Source organism: Schleiferilactobacillus harbinensis DSM 16991 (assembly GCF_000425885.1).
Lineage (GTDB): Bacteria > Bacillota > Bacilli > Lactobacillales > Lactobacillaceae > Schleiferilactobacillus > Schleiferilactobacillus harbinensis.
In genome coordinates, this window is record NZ_AUEH01000011.1 from 1 (window position 1) to 15758 (window position 15758).

13 protein-coding genes are annotated in these 15758 nt (G+C 52.0%); 2 read left to right on the plus strand and 11 right to left on the minus strand.

Annotated features, from left to right (window positions below; translation table 11 throughout):
- Positions 1-138: 138 nt before the first annotated feature.
- Complete coding sequence (locus H627_RS17035) at positions 139-1449, minus strand: PTS sugar transporter subunit IIC (protein ID WP_051225181.1); 1311 nt, start codon at positions 1447-1449, stop codon at positions 139-141.
- A gap of 95 nt (positions 1450-1544) precedes the next feature.
- On the opposite strand from H627_RS17035, the gene H627_RS0104700 reads away from it, so the two are divergent.
- Positions 1545-1769: a hypothetical protein gene (locus H627_RS0104700; protein ID WP_027828002.1), complete on the plus strand. Its 225-nt coding sequence runs from the start codon at positions 1545-1547 to the stop codon at positions 1767-1769.
- Between the two features lie 208 nt (positions 1770-1977).
- On the opposite strand, the gene pepT is transcribed toward H627_RS0104700, so the two are convergent.
- The 10 genes from pepT to H627_RS0104755 form a co-directional block, all read right to left on the minus strand.
- Entirely contained in the window at positions 1978-3222 is a 1245-nt protein-coding gene (gene pepT / locus H627_RS0104705; RefSeq protein WP_027828003.1) for a peptidase T, read from the minus strand.
- 31 nt (positions 3223-3253) lie between these two features.
- On the minus strand, positions 3254-4369 hold the full coding sequence (locus H627_RS0104710) for a Nif3-like dinuclear metal center hexameric protein (RefSeq protein WP_027828004.1): 1116 nt from the start codon (positions 4367-4369) through the stop codon (positions 3254-3256).
- Positions 4369-5079 (minus strand): tRNA (adenine(22)-N(1))-methyltransferase, encoded by a 711-nt coding sequence (locus H627_RS0104715; protein ID WP_027828005.1) that lies wholly within the window; start codon positions 5077-5079, stop codon positions 4369-4371. Before H627_RS0104715 ends, H627_RS0104710 begins: the two co-directional genes overlap by 1 nt.
- 95 nt (positions 5080-5174) lie before the next feature.
- Positions 5175-5420, minus strand: coding sequence for a hypothetical protein (locus H627_RS0104720; RefSeq protein WP_027828006.1), 246 nt, complete (start codon positions 5418-5420; stop codon positions 5175-5177).
- 68 nt (positions 5421-5488) lie between these two features.
- Positions 5489-6103 (minus strand): hypothetical protein, encoded by a 615-nt coding sequence (locus H627_RS0104725; RefSeq protein WP_027828007.1) that lies wholly within the window; start codon positions 6101-6103, stop codon positions 5489-5491.
- 110 nt (positions 6104-6213) lie between these two features.
- Positions 6214-7329, minus strand: coding sequence for an RNA polymerase sigma factor RpoD (rpoD, locus tag H627_RS0104730; protein WP_027828008.1), 1116 nt, complete (start codon positions 7327-7329; stop codon positions 6214-6216).
- Positions 7330-7422: 93 nt separating this feature from the next.
- Positions 7423-9279, minus strand: a complete 1857-nt coding sequence (gene dnaG, locus H627_RS0104735) for a DNA primase (RefSeq protein WP_027828009.1) — start codon at positions 9277-9279, stop codon at positions 7423-7425.
- 158 nt (positions 9280-9437) lie between these two features.
- A complete protein-coding gene (gene glyS / locus H627_RS0104740; protein WP_027828010.1) occupies positions 9438-11510 on the minus strand; it encodes a glycine--tRNA ligase subunit beta in 2073 nt (690 codons plus the stop codon).
- 1 nt (position 11511) lies between these two features.
- Positions 11512-12423: a glycine--tRNA ligase subunit alpha gene (gene glyQ, locus H627_RS0104745; protein ID WP_027828011.1), complete on the minus strand. Its 912-nt coding sequence runs from the start codon at positions 12421-12423 to the stop codon at positions 11512-11514.
- 376 nt (positions 12424-12799) lie between these two features.
- Positions 12800-13969, minus strand: a complete 1170-nt coding sequence (locus H627_RS0104755; protein ID WP_027828012.1) for a tyrosine-type recombinase/integrase — start codon at positions 13967-13969, stop codon at positions 12800-12802.
- Between the two features lie 405 nt (positions 13970-14374).
- On the opposite strand from H627_RS0104755, the gene H627_RS0104760 reads away from it, so the two are divergent.
- A complete protein-coding gene (locus tag H627_RS0104760) occupies positions 14375-15754 on the plus strand; it encodes an SLAP domain-containing protein (RefSeq protein ID WP_027828013.1) in 1380 nt (459 codons plus the stop codon).
- Positions 15755-15758: the final 4 nt, after the last annotated feature.

Here is a 15758-nt window from a genome sequence, read left to right on the forward strand (position 1 = left end):
CATCACGTTCCTGGGCTGGGGGAGGTATACGCCATAAGCTCTTACTAACCATCAATTTTCTTCCTGCACCTTCTTGACTTCAGACCGCAAGTCTTGAACAAAAAGGAGCAGGCATTTCTGCCTGCCCCGAACATGACCTTACTTGGTTGTTGCCACTTTATCCGTATCGTCGTCCAGCAGCTCGCCCTTCAATTCCGCGTTGTCCATTGCTTTCACAAAGGGATAGAATACGGCCATGGAGAATAGCCAGCCGACGACAACGAAGGCCACGGCCGCCCAACTGCCGTTCGTGGAAAGAAAGGCTTTGATGGGTGCCGGGGTGATCCACGGGATCGTCAGCACTGGGATGGGCAGCCAGTGCAGCGGCACCATGATCACGGCCACAATGGCGACGATGAAGGAAGACAGAATAAACGGAATCATCATCAACGGATTGAGCATGATCGGCAGTCCAAAAATCAGCGGTTCACCGATGTTGAAAATCGCCGCTGGCAGGGCCAGCCAGCCCATTTTTTTCAACCGTTGCGACTTGCAGGTGAGCAGGACGACAGCCAACGGGAAGACACCGGTCCAGATGTAGTTATCCATTAAGACGCTGGTGAAGGTGTAAGGCAGTGCCTTACCAGCTTGGAACGCGGTCTGGTTGGCGGTGAACATTTGGGTCCAGAACGTGCCGGCCACACCGCTGACGATATTCCCACCGTGGATCCCGACGGACCACAGAATCCGGTTCAGGAACGTGGCCACCAGAACGGCCCAAGGCGTATCCCCGACAACGACCAGCGGTTGGAAGATATCCGAGATCAGTTTCGGCAAATCCAGATTCAAGACGAAGCGGAACAGCCACCAGATAATGATCACACAGGAGGCTGGAATCAAGGCACTGAAGGAACTGGAGACCATGGGCGGCACATTTTCCGGCAGTTTGATCGTCCAGTGCCGGCGAATGAAGAAACGGTACATTTCGACGCTGAGGATCCCGACCATGATGGCAGAAAAGACGCCGATCGCGCCCATATAAGTGACTGGTAAACCGGCAAACGGCACCGGCGTCTTGCTGCCTTTAACCAGGGTATTCACTGTTTGAACCGGGTTGATCAACAGATACGATGCAACGGCCAGAATCATCGGTTGAATAATATCCGTCTTTTCCCCCTTGTTTTTGTTATACCATTCCACCAGCGCATATGAGGTGGTGATGACGGTATAGAGGGCGATAAAGGCGGTGCCGACCCCGGCGGCCGAGGCCAGCGTCGTTTTGAACCCGCCGATGAAGTTTTGGTACGCCGGGACTGGGAAGGCGGATAATAGCGTAAAGATGGAGCCGATGATCAAGAGGCTCATGATCCCCAGCCCAGTCCGCTGAATCACTTGAATATAGCGGTATTGGGAGAACTTAATTAACGGCGGTGCAATTTTCTCTTCGACAAACTTAGTGATGTGATCCATCAGAAAACACCCCTTCTAGTCATGATTTTCCCCTGAAGAACATGCTACACTATGTTGTAGTGAACGTATTCACTACATGAAAGGAGCTACCCGTGATGATTATTGTGCTCAGTCCCTTGATGCAGCAGCAGATTATCGACTTTTTAGAAGCCCAGTCCGATCCATCTTTTAAGTTTGAAAAGAAGAAAGGTATAGAACTGTACTTCACCACGGATGCCGCGGACGCGGAAGCCGCAGCCGATATTGCCAAACAGCGGATCAAGAGTCAACCCACCTTCTCCCCTTTGTTGATTAAGGTGCGCACTGAAGAATATTTGTAATTAATTGGCGCCTTGTTTTCACAGTATAGACCAGTTCAGGAGAGCTGGTCTATTTTTTATTATTGCAACCCCTTACAACTCAAATTATACAGGATAGAAATACAAATTCAACGGATAACAAGAATTATTTTCGAGGGCGAAATTTGGTTTCTTCCGCGGGTCAAAAAAGGCACGCAGCGTGGCCGTTGCGTGCCGAGTGTTTCACTAATTATTTAGCGGCGTTCAGTTGAACAATTTCTAACAAGACATCCACGGCTTTAGCCATCGTTTGTTCAGAAACAAACTCGAAGCGGCCGTGCATATTCTCGCCGCCGGCGAACAAGTTCGGAGTCGGCAGGCCCATGAAGGACAGCTTGGACCCGTCGGTGCCGCCGCGGACCGGAGTTTCATCCGGGGTGATGTCCAGATTGTGCATCGCCTGTTCCGCCAAGCGGACCACGTCCATGTGGTCCTTCATGACGTCGATCATATTGTAATACTGGTCGTGCATTGTCACAGTCACCCGGGGTTCATCCAAGCGGGCATTCAGCTTGTCAGCAATGGCCTGGGCCTTTTGCTTGCGCTCTTCCAGGCCGGCCCGTTCGAAGTCACGGATGATGTAATCCAGTTCGGCGTGATCCGGAGTCCCCTCGAAGGATAGCAGATGGAAGAAGCCGGCGCGGCCCCGGGTTTCTTCGGGTACTTCATCTTGGGGTAAATTATTTTGAAAATCGATGCCCAATTGAATGGCGTTGATCATCGTGTGGTAGGCCGTGGAAGGATGAACATTCTTACCCTTGATTGCTACGTGCAGCGAGGCGGCGGAGAAGGTTTCATATTCCAGCTCGCCCAATGGCCCGCCGTCAACGGTGTAAGCAAAGTCGGCCGCAAAATCCTTGACGTCGAAATGATCGGCACCGGTGCCGATTTCTTCGTCCGGACCGAAACCGATGCGGATATCGCCGTGTTTGATCTCCGGATGAGCCAGTAAATACTCGGCCAGGCTGAAGATCTCAGCGACGCCGGACTTGTCGTCTGACCCCAGCAAAGTCGTGCCGTCGGTGGTAATCAACGTATGGCCTGCGTAATTCTTTAAAGCCGGGAAATCTTTCGGATCCAGCGTATATTCTCCGGCAGGGTCCAACTTGATTACGGAATGGCCGTCATAGTTTTCGACGATCTGCGGTTTGACGCCTTCCGCATTAAAATCCGCCGTATCCACGTGGGCCAAAAAGCCGATGGTCGGCACCTGGTGGTCCGTATTGCCGGGAATTGTTGCCGTGACGTATCCGTTGGCATCGTTATACCGGGCATCGGATAACCCAATTTCTTTTAATTCATCAACCAGTTGGTGCAGGAATTTAACTTCCCGCTCTGCACTCGGGATAGTCGTTGATTTCTCATCAGAACGAGTATTGATCTTGACGTAACGTAAAAAACGGGGAATTAAAGTGGGATACTTGGTGTCTGCCATAAGTAGCAACCTGCTTTCTGAATTAATGGAATTAGAGAAATGTAAAGGGGTCGGTGGACAGCGGTGATGGCATCACCGTGATGTCCCAGTGGTTCTCATCCGCCCAAGCGGCGAGCTTTTCGCTCATCTGGGGAATGACGATACTTTCAATGTGGTGACCAGGATCGATCACCGGCAAATCCGCCGCTAGCATGTCGTGGCCGGTATGGTAATACACATCCCCGGTCACAAAGGCTTCAGCACCAGCCGCTTGGGCCTGATGGAAGAATTTACCGCCGTCACCGCCAACGACTGCCACCCGACGGATGGATCTTTGCAGATCTTTAGCCACCACGCGCAGACCCTGCAAAGCGAAGACCTGTTTAATATGGTCTGCCAAATCGCGAACAGTCAGCGCCTGGGGCAGTGTGCCGATCCGGCCGATACCGATATGCTGCGCCGGATAAGCTTCAGTGAAGATATCATAAGCGGGTTCTTCATAGGGGTGGACTTCATGCATGGCCAGCAAAACATCAGCCCGCAGCGAATGGGGGAAAATTACTTCGACGCGGCTTTCATGCACGACTTCCGGTTTGGCGACCGCGCCAATCGCCGGATGAGCACCCGCTTCAGGCGTGAAGCGGCCTTCGCCGTCATTGGTAAAGGACGCCCCGCTGTAATCGCCGATCTGACCGGCGCCGGCCGCCGCCAGCGCATGGCGCATCACATCGGCGTTGTCCGCTGGGGTGAAGACGATCAATTTTTCCAGCGGATCATCGTTGCTCCGGGCAAACGGCTGCACATCCTGCAAGCCAATGGCCGCTGCCAGCCAATCGTTCATGCCGCCCACTGCTTTATCCAAGTTGGTATGGGCGGCAAATACGCTGATGCCGTGGGTCAGCAAACTGGCATACATTCGATTCTGCGGATCAGCCAAGTCCAGATTGCGCGCTGGGCGGAAGATCATCGGGTGGTGGGCCCAAATTAAATCAATATTTTGGGCAATTGCGTAATCCACCACTTCCGGCCGGACATCCAGGGTGACGAGTACGCGGTGCACGACGGCTTGCCGATCCCCCAGCTGAAATCCGGTGGGGTCATTTCCTTCCCGTAAATACCGCGGTGCAAAGCGGTCGCTGCGATTGATAATATCTTGGACAGTGGTCATTAGGCTAACTCCTTCTCAATCATTTGCTGTTCTTCTTTCACTTGATCAGCCTTTTCCGATTGATCCGTTTGGGCCTGTCGCAGATCGGCTAATAATTCTTGGTTGTGGTCGTGGCGATCCTGCCAATAACGGCGCCAGACTTCGCTCTTTTCCTGACGCAGATGCGGTCCCATTAAAATATCAGCTGGCGCCAGCGTCACGGCTTCTTGGACCGGGTCGGCGACAATAATTTCATAAATATGGTGATCTTCGTCGATGATCCGTTCCGCATTGATGCTGTACCGGTGCTGCACCAACCAGGTGCGCACCCGGTCACTGCCGATATTCGGCTGCAAAATCAACCGTTCGGTGTGCTGCAAGTCAGACTGGCCGGCCTCCAAAATATCGGTGATCAGCGCCCCGCCCATACCGGCAATGACAACACAGGTGATGCCGTCATCCGCCGTCAGCGTGCTGAGTCCGTCGCCTTGGCGGACACTGACTTGGCTGGTCACTTGGGCTTCAGTCACATTGCGGGTGGCACTGGCTACCGGGCCGGCCCCAACATCGCTGGCGACAACGCGGGGAGACACCCCTTCATGGATGAGATAAATCGGCAAGTAGGCATGATCGGTCCCGATATCTGCCACGACGGCATCTTGGGGGATAAATTGAGCCACGACCGCGAGCCGATCGGACAATAACGTTGCGGTGTGTTTGTCTTGCGTCACAAAAAAGGCCTCCACTTTCTCTTGATACAAATAGTATACTCAGTATACCAAAAAAAGCCCGCGGCAACCGGCCGCGGGCAATAAAATAAGAAAAATCACAGCAAAATATGGTGAGCATCACGCGTCCGGTGGGTCCGCCGGTAAAGCTGCCAGTTTCCCAGCGCTGCCGTCAGCGCAACCACGGTGCCGACGACGATCAAACCGTCCACGCCGTCCTTTTGGACCAACGCATCATAAAACAGGGCGCCGATCCCCACAAGACTCAACAGTGCATACAATACCGCCATCAATGCCCAGCGATGCGCCGGGTCCGGTAACGGTCCAGGATTGTCACTATCCATAAAAATCACTCCATTTTCTCTCATGCCTTTGACAATATTATAGCATCATTACCAAAAAGGTACAGTGGTTAGCGTCGAAAGCGTTCCCACCAAGAACGCTTTGGATGGTCATCCGCCGGCAGCTGCATGTCCGCTAAGGTCTTGGGCCGATCATTGTGTTCCACGGCGACTTCCGCGGCGTGGGGATCCAAATAGGTGTGCGTCCGCGGTTTGGCAGATGCAGGCGGGGCGGCACTAATTTCAGTTGGCCGAGTCGTGACGTCACGCTTCTCCACCGCTTTGACCTGATCGGCCAAATTCGGATCCACCTGATGCAGCATTTCCAGGATTCGCGTATTTTGCTCAATCACTGTGGAGACGAGCTGGCGCAGCTGGTTGATTTCTTCCTGCTGGTTCTGGACGGTCACGGCCAAATCGGCGGCGGGCTCGGCGGCACGATTCACTGGTGCCAGCACCGCGCGTACCGCCGCCTGGATGGACAAATGTTCAGTGCTTACCCGCTGGGTGATGGCGGTAAGCTGTTGAATCGCCGTTGCCGAGTAAAGCCGGCCGCGCCGGTTATTGCGGGGGAAGGCTGCCCCATTTTCTTCCATGGCTGCGGATAACCGTCGTAACCGGTCAGCCGAGATACCCAGAGTCTGAGCAGTCTCCGTCACTGTCTGCAAGTCTTCTTTCACCATCATCATGCCGCCCCCAATGTCACATGTTAATTATATTGTACCAAAACTCGGGCTGATGACGGTAAAGAAAAAGGAAAGAGCAACGCCTGCCGGCCCTGCTCTTTCCGCCTGGTTTAATCCAAGAAATCCTTCAATTGTTTCGAGCGAGACGGGTGGCGCAGCTTGCGCAGGGCCTTGGCCTCGATTTGGCGAATTCGTTCTCTGGTGACGCCGAATACTTTGCCGACTTCCTCCAGAGTGCGGGTCCGACCATCATCCAAGCCGAAGCGCAACCGCAGAACGTTTTCTTCCCGATCAGTCAACGTGTCCAGAACGCTCTCCAACTGTTCCTTGAGCAGTTCGTTAGACGCATGCTCTTCCGGACTGGTGGCGTCGTGGTCCTCGATGAAGTCCCCTAAGTGGGAATCATCCTCTTCGCCGATGGGTGTCTCCAGAGAAACTGGTTCTTGGGCAATCTTCAAGATTTCCCGCACCTTCTCCGTAGGCAGATCCATCTCGGCACCAATTTCTTCCGGTGTTGGTTCCCGGCCTAGATCTTGCAACAGCTGCCGCTGGATCCGAATCAGTTTATTGATGGTTTCAACCATGTGGACTGGGATCCGAATGGTCCGCGCCTGGTCGGCAATCGCCCGGGTAATCGCCTGGCGAATCCACCACGTGGCGTAAGTGGAGAACTTGAACCCTTTGCGGTAGTCGAATTTCTCGACGGCCTTCATTAAGCCCATGTTCCCTTCCTGGATCAGGTCCAGGAACTGCATGCCCCGGCCGACGTAACGCTTGGCAATGGAAACCACCAAGCGTAAGTTGGCTTCTGCTAACCGCTGCTTGGCTTCTTCATCGCCCTGTTCGATCTTCAGGGCTAATTCGACTTCTTCGTCCGCAGTTAACAGCGGCACCCGGCCGATTTCCTTCAGATACATGCGTACAGGATCGTTGATCTTCACGCCAGTGGGCGCGGACAAATCACGCAATTCCTTCTTCGAAACAGCCTTTTCTTTCTTCAGGCTCCGTTCAGCTGGTTCGCCATTCTCGTCAACGATGCTGATGCCGTTGTCTTCGACCTTCTGCATCACATCATCAATGTCGTTGGACTCGAGTTTGAAGGGTTTCACAATTCTTTCAACGAGTTCTTCATTTGTGATTTGCTTCTTGGGTCGGTACTCCTTAACTAAGGCAGTCACGGCCTTGGTCAAGTCTTTCTTGGATACCGTATTGGTTTCTTTAGCCATCAAGCAATCCCCCTCAATAAAAATGGGCGTAAAAATACACATATATAATATACACCAATTGTGCCACCGATGCAAGTCGGCGGCACAATTGGGTCAGGAAACCGGTCCTGGTCTCCCCTTCAATTGCTGCTGCAACTGAATGATCTGCATAGCGACTGCTAATTCACGTTCGCCGTCGCCGTTATCATGGGCTTGGTGCAGCTGCTGCTGCAAGGTATGCAACTCAGTCTGCAGCGGGTGCCGGGACAGGATGTGCAGATAGTCCGTCACCTGTTCTTCCGAATAATCAGTGGGCAAGTCGCGCATCTCAATTTGCGTGAGCAGCGCGTTTTCCGCATCTGGAACGAAGTCGTTGAAGCCGGCCACGTCACCGGCTGAATGACCTGATGCCAAGTAATCCTGCCACAGCAAGTACAGCGTCTGATAATTGACATCCACGAATTCAAAAGTGCCATCCGACTTGCCCTGGACTAGGTCCACCACTTCCGGATGGGCCATCATCAATGCCAGCAGGTCCTGTTCTGTCCGCTCCACCAGCGACAGCCGCGGCTGCTCGGGCATCGCCGGGGGCGGCGGCAGCGGACCATAATCCATGGGGGCGGATTGGCGTCGTTCTGTTTGGCGCGGCCGCTGTTTGGGCAGCTCCGTTTGGATTTGAATTAAGGACGCCTGGAGCGCCCCTAAATCAACCCCCAGCTGTTTGCTCAAACCGCGCAGATGCACGTCTCGTTCCACCGGCGACGGGTCCTGGGCAATGATCGTCAAGGCGGCATCGGTGTAATCCGCCCGAGCGGCGTCCCCAGTCAAGTCACTGCGGCTGGCCAGCTCCCGTAAACCGAAGCCGGTCGGCGTCAACCGATGTTCCGTGATCTGTTTTTGGAAGGCCTCTGCGCCCCGCTTTTGCACAAATTCATCCGGATCCATACCATCGGGGAGGACGACGGCGCTGACGTTAAAACCTTGGTCGCCGCCCAAAAGTCCCATTGCCCGTTTGGCCGCCGCAATTCCCGGGGCATCGCCATCGTAACAAATTACGAGACTGTCCGTTAACCGCCGCAGGTCGTAAATCTGCTGATCCGTGAGGCTGGTCCCCATGGAGGCCACGCCATTTGTTACCCCGGCACTGTAAGCCGAAATCACATCCATGAATCCTTCAAAAAGAATCGCTCGGTGGTCATCCCGAATCTTGGTCTTGGCCTGATCCAGATTGAACAGCACCTGCCGCTTCGCAAACAGTTTTGTTTCCGGACTGTTCAAGTATTTCGGGGCATTGTCGGCCTTGGTCAGAATCCGCCCAGAAAAGGCCACCACCTGGCCGCCCTGATCCCGCACCGGGAACATCACTCGATTATAGAACCGATCTCGCAAATGGCCATCATCCTGCTCAGTGAACAGACCCGATGTCCGCAGCAGATCGTCATCATAATGCTCGTGCAAATACTGCCACAGCACGTCACCGGTATCCGGGGCAAAGCCGATATTGAACGTCTCGATCAAATCATCGGCCATCCCCCGCTGGTGCAGATACGCCAGGGCCGTTTCACCCACCTGGGTATTGACCAGAATATGGTGATAAAAAGCCGCCGCTTGAGTGTGCATCTGGCGCAACTGAGAAATTTCCGGATCCGCGGGTGTCGCCGGCCCTACGTATTCATCCGGCAGTTTTTCACCAATCATCTCGGCGACTTTCGCCACCGACTCTGGGAACGACAGGTCTTCAATGTCCATGATGAACTTGAAGACATTACCGCCCCGGCCGCAACTGAAACAGTGGAAGATCTGTTTGTCCGGAGCGACAGAGAATGACGGGGTCTTCTCTTCATGGAACGGACAGAGGCCGAAGTAATTGCGGCCTTGCTTGCGCAACTGGACATATTGGCCAACGATATCGAGGATATTGGCCTTCTGGCGGATACCTTCAATGACGTCTTCCGGTATTCTTTGGGCCATGGGCGGACTCCTTTCTGTTTGGATCAGTGAGAAAAGGGACCGGGACGAGACTCTTTCTTCGTACGGCGTGCCAATTTTGCCGCAGCTTGCGGAGCATTGGCACGCCGTACGTTTGAAAATTGAGTCTTGTCCCAGTCCGCTCGGAAAAAGCGTTATATCTATTTTACAATCAAACCATCCAAATTACCAAAGAACTTAGCGATGTCTCGAATTTGGGCGAGCTGGTGCAGGCGGTTATCCCGAATCTTGGGATCCTTGTCCATGACCATGTTCTCTTCAAAGTACTCGTTGATGATTGGCCGCAGATCTTGCAGGCGCTGATACAATTCCGCGATTGATAATTGCGGCGCATCGGCTTGTAACGTCTCCACCGCATCATGCAGTTTTTGTTCGGAAGGGTTCTGGAACAGACTCGGGTCGACTTGGGCACCGGCGTCTTTGGACTTCCGGGCCAAGTGTAACACCCGCGTCAAGGCTTCCACAGTCGGCTTGAAGGACTCTTTGTCGACCTGATCGGTGAGTACATTGGCGGCAGCGAACATATCCTCGGGATCGACATCTTGATTGGCCGTAACGGCATCGACGATATCGTGCCGCGTATCTTTCGTACTGAAGAACTGCTTCACCCGATCGACAAAGAAGTCGTTCAGGCCTTTAACCTTGTCCAGGTGCAGATGCGGCACTTGATTCTTTTCTTGGAACTGGCTGACGATCGCGGCTTGGATCCGAAGCAGCGGGAAGTGCCACTTGTGGTCCTGCAGGATGCGAATGATGCCATAGGCTTGCCGGCGCAGTGCATAGGGATCATTGGACCCGCTGGGCACCATTCCGGCGCCAAAGAAGGTCATGATCGTATCCATCTTATCGGCAATCGCTAGCACACTGCCAATTTTAGACGCTGGCAATTTGCCATCGGCCGACGTAGGCATGTAGTGTTCCCGGATGGCCTTGGCAACATCTTCTTTTTCACCGGCCAGGTTAGCGTAAATCTCCCCCATCGTGCCCTGCAATTCAGGAAATTCACCGACCATGCTGGTGACCAGGTCGAATTTGTAGATGTGGGCGGCCCGGTCCAAATCGGCGAGTTCTGCTTCGCTCAAGTCGAATCGCTTGCCCAAATAACGGGCAATGCCGGCGACCCGCTGCATCTTTTCATACATCGAGCCGATCTTGTCGTGGAACATGACCGTCTTCAGTTTCTCCACGTAATCGGCAATACTATGCTGCTGGTCCTCTTCATAGAAGAATACCGCGTCTTCCAACCGGGCGACAAGGACCTTTTCGTTCCCCTTGACGACATTCTCCAGGTATTCCCGGTTGCCGTTGCGAACGGCGACAAAATCCGGCAGAAGTTGACCATCATGATCGGTGACGTAGAAATACCGCTGATTGTCGCGCATGGAAGTGATTAAGACGGCATCGGGCAATTCCAGATACTTCTTGTCGAATTGACCGGCAAAGGCCGTGGGATATTCTACCAGGTTGGTGACTTCTTCAAACAAGTCCCGGTTCAGTACAATGCGCCAGCCGTGTTCGTCGGCGATCTGCTTCACCTGGGCTTTGATCACGTCGCCGCGCTTCTGCTCGTCAACAATGACAAATTGGTCGGCCAAGGCGTCTTCATAGTCCGTGGCGGTTTGCAGGTCCACCGCGTGACCAAGGAATCGGTGTCCCTGGGTGGTGCGGCCGGCCTCAACGTCGAGGACCTTGAATGGCACTATCTTGTCATCCAGCAGCGAAACGAACCAGTGGATCGGCCGGATATATTCGAAGTCATAGTGGCTCCAGTGCATCCGCGTCGGGAAAGTCATGGCTTCAATGATCTCCGTGACCTTGGGCAGAACATCTGCAACCGGCTGACCGATGATGTTTTTCTGGTAGAAAACGTAGGGCGTACCTTTAACGTCGCGTTCTTCCAGGTCATCCACAGTACCGCCTTGACCGCGGGCAAAGCCTTGGGCCGCCTTGGTCCAGTTGCCGTCGGCGTCCTTAGCGATCTTCATCGCCGGGCCGCGGTTTTCCGTACTCTCGTCAGTCTGCTTGTCTGCCAAACCGCTGACCAATAAAGCTAAACGCCGCGGGGTGGCATACTCTTTAATGTCGGCAAAGGCTAAGCGATTGTCCTTCAGAAAAGCGGCCATGCGGTCGTGGAGTTGGCGGACACTGGGGACCACCACGTGGGCCGGCATATCCTCTAAACCAATTTCGAGTAAGTAATTATGTGTCGTCATCTTATTCGACCTCCTTTGCGGCATTTTCCTGAGCATGCTTCAACAGCGGGAACCCGCGCTTCTCCCGTTCGGCCACAAACGCCTTAGCAACCAAGTGCGCCATCTTGCGGATCCGGGCTAAATAGCCGGCGCGTTCGGTTACCGAGACCGCGCCCCGGGCGTCCAGCAGATTGAACGTGTGGGAACATTTGAGAATATAGTCATACGCGGGGTGGACCAAACCCAGCTTGATCAGGCGGTGGGCTTCCTTTTCATAATCATTGAAGAACTTCAGCAGCATGTCCTGGTCGCTTTCTTCAAACGCATACTTGGAATGTTCGTACTCCGGTTCCTTAAAAATGTCACCGTACAGGACACCGTCGCCCCATTCCAGATCGAAAACGGAATTCACGTCTTGAATATAGGACGCCAGCCGTTCGATCCCATAGGTCAGCTCACTGGTGACGGGGGAAACATTCAGGCCGCCAACCACTTGGAAATACGTAAATTGGGACACTTCCATGCCGTCCAGCCAGACTTCCCAGCCAACCCCGGCACAGCCCATGGACGGGTTCTCCCAGTTGTCTTCAACAAACCGGATATCGTGTTCCAAAGGTTCGATGCCCAGCGCCCGCAGAGAATCCAGATAATATTCCTGAATTTCTTTGGGAGAAGGCTTCATGACCACCTGAAACTGGTGGTGCTGGTACAACCGGTTCGGGTTTTCACCATACCGGCCGTCTGCCGGCCGCCGGGACGGTTCCACGTATGCCGCGTTCCACGGTTCGGGGCCGACCGCCCGCAGGAAGGTATAGGGACTCATCGTGCCCGCGCCCTTCTCCACGTCATAGGCCTCCATTAACATACAGCCCTTGCTCGCCCAGAAGTGCTGTAAGGTCGAGATCATATCTTGAATGTCCAACTTCTTAGCCATAAAATTCTCCTCTTCCGGCCTCGCGGGGGGACACAAAAACCGTCCCTACACTACGCCAAATGGTAGTGTAGGGACGGCTTCAAACCGCGGTTCCACCCTACTTCACAGGACTGCGCCCTGTGCGCTTCGTTTGTTCTTCGCTCCCGGGTGCCGTGCGCTGGTCGTGGGCGGCTTGCACTCTCCCGCTCTCGCTGACTTGACCGCGCTTTACCCGTTCCTCACGAATGATTCATAGACATCATACGCTTGAATGGAATTTAAGGCAATTCCTTTCTGAAACAACCTATTTTTTACTTGCTGGCTCATGTTGTCTCCCATGTTATCCCTCATGTTATCTCCACAAGCTCGATCAGTTGGGACCGTAACGATAGAGCCGTTATTTTTTGCCCGTTTTTAAGTACTCTGCCAACTTGTCTGCTGCTTCAAATTCCTGTTCTTGATGCACACGAGCATAAATCTGGAGAGTGATTGTTGGATCAGTATGACCGACCAGTTTTTGAACCGTAGACACTGCCACACCAGCAATCAGCAGGTTGGAAATGTAGCTCTTTCGGAACTTGTGCAATGATATGACGGGGGTCAGATTGTTGTTTCGAATAATAGTGCTCAACCACATTCTCGGCTTATCGACTCTGAACGGCTTACCAACTTTGGTTGTGAACAGCAATTGATGATGGTCTGCCAGTCTGACGTAGCCATAGACGTAATCTGCCTGCTCCATTCGCCAGCGCTTTAGCCAATTAATTGTTTCCACATCAACGGGCACAGCTCTTCTACTGGCTCTGGTCTTTGGTGGATCAACAACTAGCCTGCCATGGAGTCCAAGAGAGAACGTCTTGTTGACACTAATTATTCGCTTGCGAAAGTCTATGTCTTCCCATTCAAGTGCCATTGCTTCACCAATCCGTAACCCAGCATAAGCCAGGATGCGAAACAGTACATATTTATACAGCTCACGGTCTGGATTAATGCAATTGAAAAAGGCTATGAGCTGATGTCTATCCCAAAAGTCGTTAATTGCACCTACTTTTTCTTGCTCCCTAGGAACAATCACTTTTCTGGCTGGGTTCTTGAGAATGTAGTCTTGCATCTCAGCATAGTTCAGTACACGCTTAGCATGTCGAAAGTAACGTTTGAAATTGGTTGGCGATTCTTTGTACCACTTCTGTACGACAGCCTGTAAATCGTGTGCCGTGATCTGGTCAATGTACATATCACCAAGATCAGGCAAGATATGCAGATTAAAACAGTCTCGTGTCTTTGACCAACTGCTTTCTCTGACTGTAAGTTGATAGGCTTTTAACCATTCGTGACAAACGTCTTTAAACTTTCGTTTGACCTCGGCTTTTTGAGGGGAAGCTGTTAATTCACCATTTTGCACTGCCTTTTCAAGTTCTTTGCCTGCACTGATTGCCTCTTGCCTAGTTGTTTTACCACCTCTAACTGCATATTTCTTGCGTCCGGTTTTTGGATCAACACCGATGTAAACTGTTGCTTTCCAACGGTGTTTGCCATTCTCAGTTTTGTAATCCTTAATGGAAGCCATTATTAAACCCCTCCATGCCAGCAGGCTATGTAGGGTCAGCATCAAGATTGTTCAACAATTGTTCTCCACGCACAAACTGAGTAAAAGCAGAGTGTGGTCAAGTCCGTGGTCAACAAAAAAATTCCCCAGCAAACAGCCAGGGAAATTCCCACATGATAGGAATAATCTTTAGAACCTCGATACCTGCTTAAATATATCGCACTAGCCAGCTGAATTCAAGCTAAAATTTTAGAATGTTTAAAACAAAGCAAAAAAAAGCATAAAATATTTTTCGCCTTTTTTCGAGCAACAGTTGGCTTTTGAACATTACTGTGCTAAACTCATTGTTGAAGTTGGTAAAGCGGTGCCTTTATGGTTTCGCTTCACCTGCTAATCAATTACAATTTACTTTAGGAGGAATACCACATGAAGAAATTTTCAAAAGTTAAGTACTTCGGTGCTGTAGCCGCTGCCTTGTTGGCAGTAGCCCCGATCGCTGCACCAGTAGTTAGCTCGATTGCTTCACCTGCTGTAGTACAAGCTGCTACAACTACCGATGCTCAAAAAGTGTTGAATCGTTACTTTAAGGATTCAACAACGACTAGCCAAAAAAATCTGTTTGAGTTTGTCTCTGGTGAATCGGCTATCACTGCTCCTGAATCCCTTGCGGGGCGGAGAAGTGGTCCGAACCACTTTCTTGGCACTCTGTTGACCAACGGAGATCTGCCTTCTGAGTTCAAGAATTACTATGTGCAGGTTGTGTTCTCTGGATATGAAGGTTATCCTGCTAGTCAGGTTGCCTATGACTTATATGCGCGTGGGGCTGGTACCTATACAGCGACCGTTTATTTGTTCAACGCAAATCCTTCTGGTACGTATGATACTCCAGCGCTTGCTTCTAAAACTGTTACTTTGACGGTTCCTGCCGCTACTGCTACAGTTTCCGGGGTTTCCAGTGTCAGTGATGCGACCGTAGCAAACGGTTCTTCTGTCACACCTTTCCAAACGGTTGCATCAATTGTTGGCTCAACTAAGTTTGCACTTTCAGACGGTTCCACTCGTGATGCTGTTCCTTCTGATTTCGCAACTGGTTTACCAATTTTTGTAGGCTTTACTCAATCATCTAATCCTTATTATGATATCAAGCAGCTTGACGGGGGGATTACTGGTTCAACGTTCAAGACCCCTGGAACTTATTATGCTTTGTTCAGCTTGAGCGATGATGTTGCCGCTTCACTTACAACCGCAGGAGTGACTCCAACCGTTTCTCTTCGCAAGGTTACGGCTACGGTTACGGTTCCGGGCGATAAGACGAAGACGGAGACGAAGACGAACTGGTATGTTGCTCGCAAAGTTGTAGTTGGCGATTATGCTGAGTCTGCTGCTACTGGCACGGCAAACGTCGTCAATGGTCAGGGTACTACAGTTTATAGCGATCCTACTACCACTACTTCAACTGGTAAGACTTTGGATTATGGTTCTGCTTGGAAGGTTTACGGCGTTGTAAAGAACTCAGCTGGTACTGTACTTGCTTACAATTTAGGTGGTAAGCAATATGTTAAGGCGAGTGATGTTTCTTCAACAGCTGTATCTAATCAGGCTGGTGTATTCACTGTTAAGTACCCTTCTAACCCTACTTGGTCTATCGCTGTTTATAACAGTGATCTGAAGGTTCAAAAGTTGATTCCTGCTGGATCAACTTGGACGACCTTTGGCGTCAAGACATTGAAGGACGGTAAGTCCTACTACAATGTTGGTGGCGACCAATGGGTTCGCACTGACTATGGTTATTGGAACGCTAAGTAATTAG

Coding starts and splice junctions, on each gene's coding strand:
- dnaG (WP_027828009.1), bottom strand. CDS start 9,279: ATGGCCCAAAGAATACCGGAAGACGTCATTGAAGGTATCCGCCAGAAG.
- glyQ (WP_027828011.1), bottom strand. CDS start 12,423: ATGGCTAAGAAGTTGGACATTCAAGATATGATCTCGACCTTACAGCAC.
- pepT (WP_027828003.1), bottom strand. CDS start 3,222: ATGGCAGACACCAAGTATCCCACTTTAATTCCCCGTTTTTTACGTTAC.
- H627_RS0104725 (WP_027828007.1), bottom strand. CDS start 6,103: ATGATGGTGAAAGAAGACTTGCAGACAGTGACGGAGACTGCTCAGACT.
- H627_RS0104700 (WP_027828002.1), top strand. CDS start 1,545: ATGATTATTGTGCTCAGTCCCTTGATGCAGCAGCAGATTATCGACTTT.
- glyS (WP_027828010.1), bottom strand. CDS start 11,510: ATGACGACACATAATTACTTACTCGAAATTGGTTTAGAGGATATGCCG.
- H627_RS0104755 (WP_027828012.1), bottom strand. CDS start 13,969: ATGGCTTCCATTAAGGATTACAAAACTGAGAATGGCAAACACCGTTGG.
- H627_RS0104760 (WP_027828013.1), top strand. CDS start 14,375: ATGAAGAAATTTTCAAAAGTTAAGTACTTCGGTGCTGTAGCCGCTGCC.
- H627_RS17035 (WP_051225181.1), bottom strand. CDS start 1,449: ATGGATCACATCACTAAGTTTGTCGAAGAGAAAATTGCACCGCCGTTA.
- rpoD (WP_027828008.1), bottom strand. CDS start 7,329: ATGGCTAAAGAAACCAATACGGTATCCAAGAAAGACTTGACCAAGGCC.
- H627_RS0104720 (WP_027828006.1), bottom strand. CDS start 5,420: ATGGATAGTGACAATCCTGGACCGTTACCGGACCCGGCGCATCGCTGG.
- H627_RS0104710 (WP_027828004.1), bottom strand. CDS start 4,369: ATGACCACTGTCCAAGATATTATCAATCGCAGCGACCGCTTTGCACCG.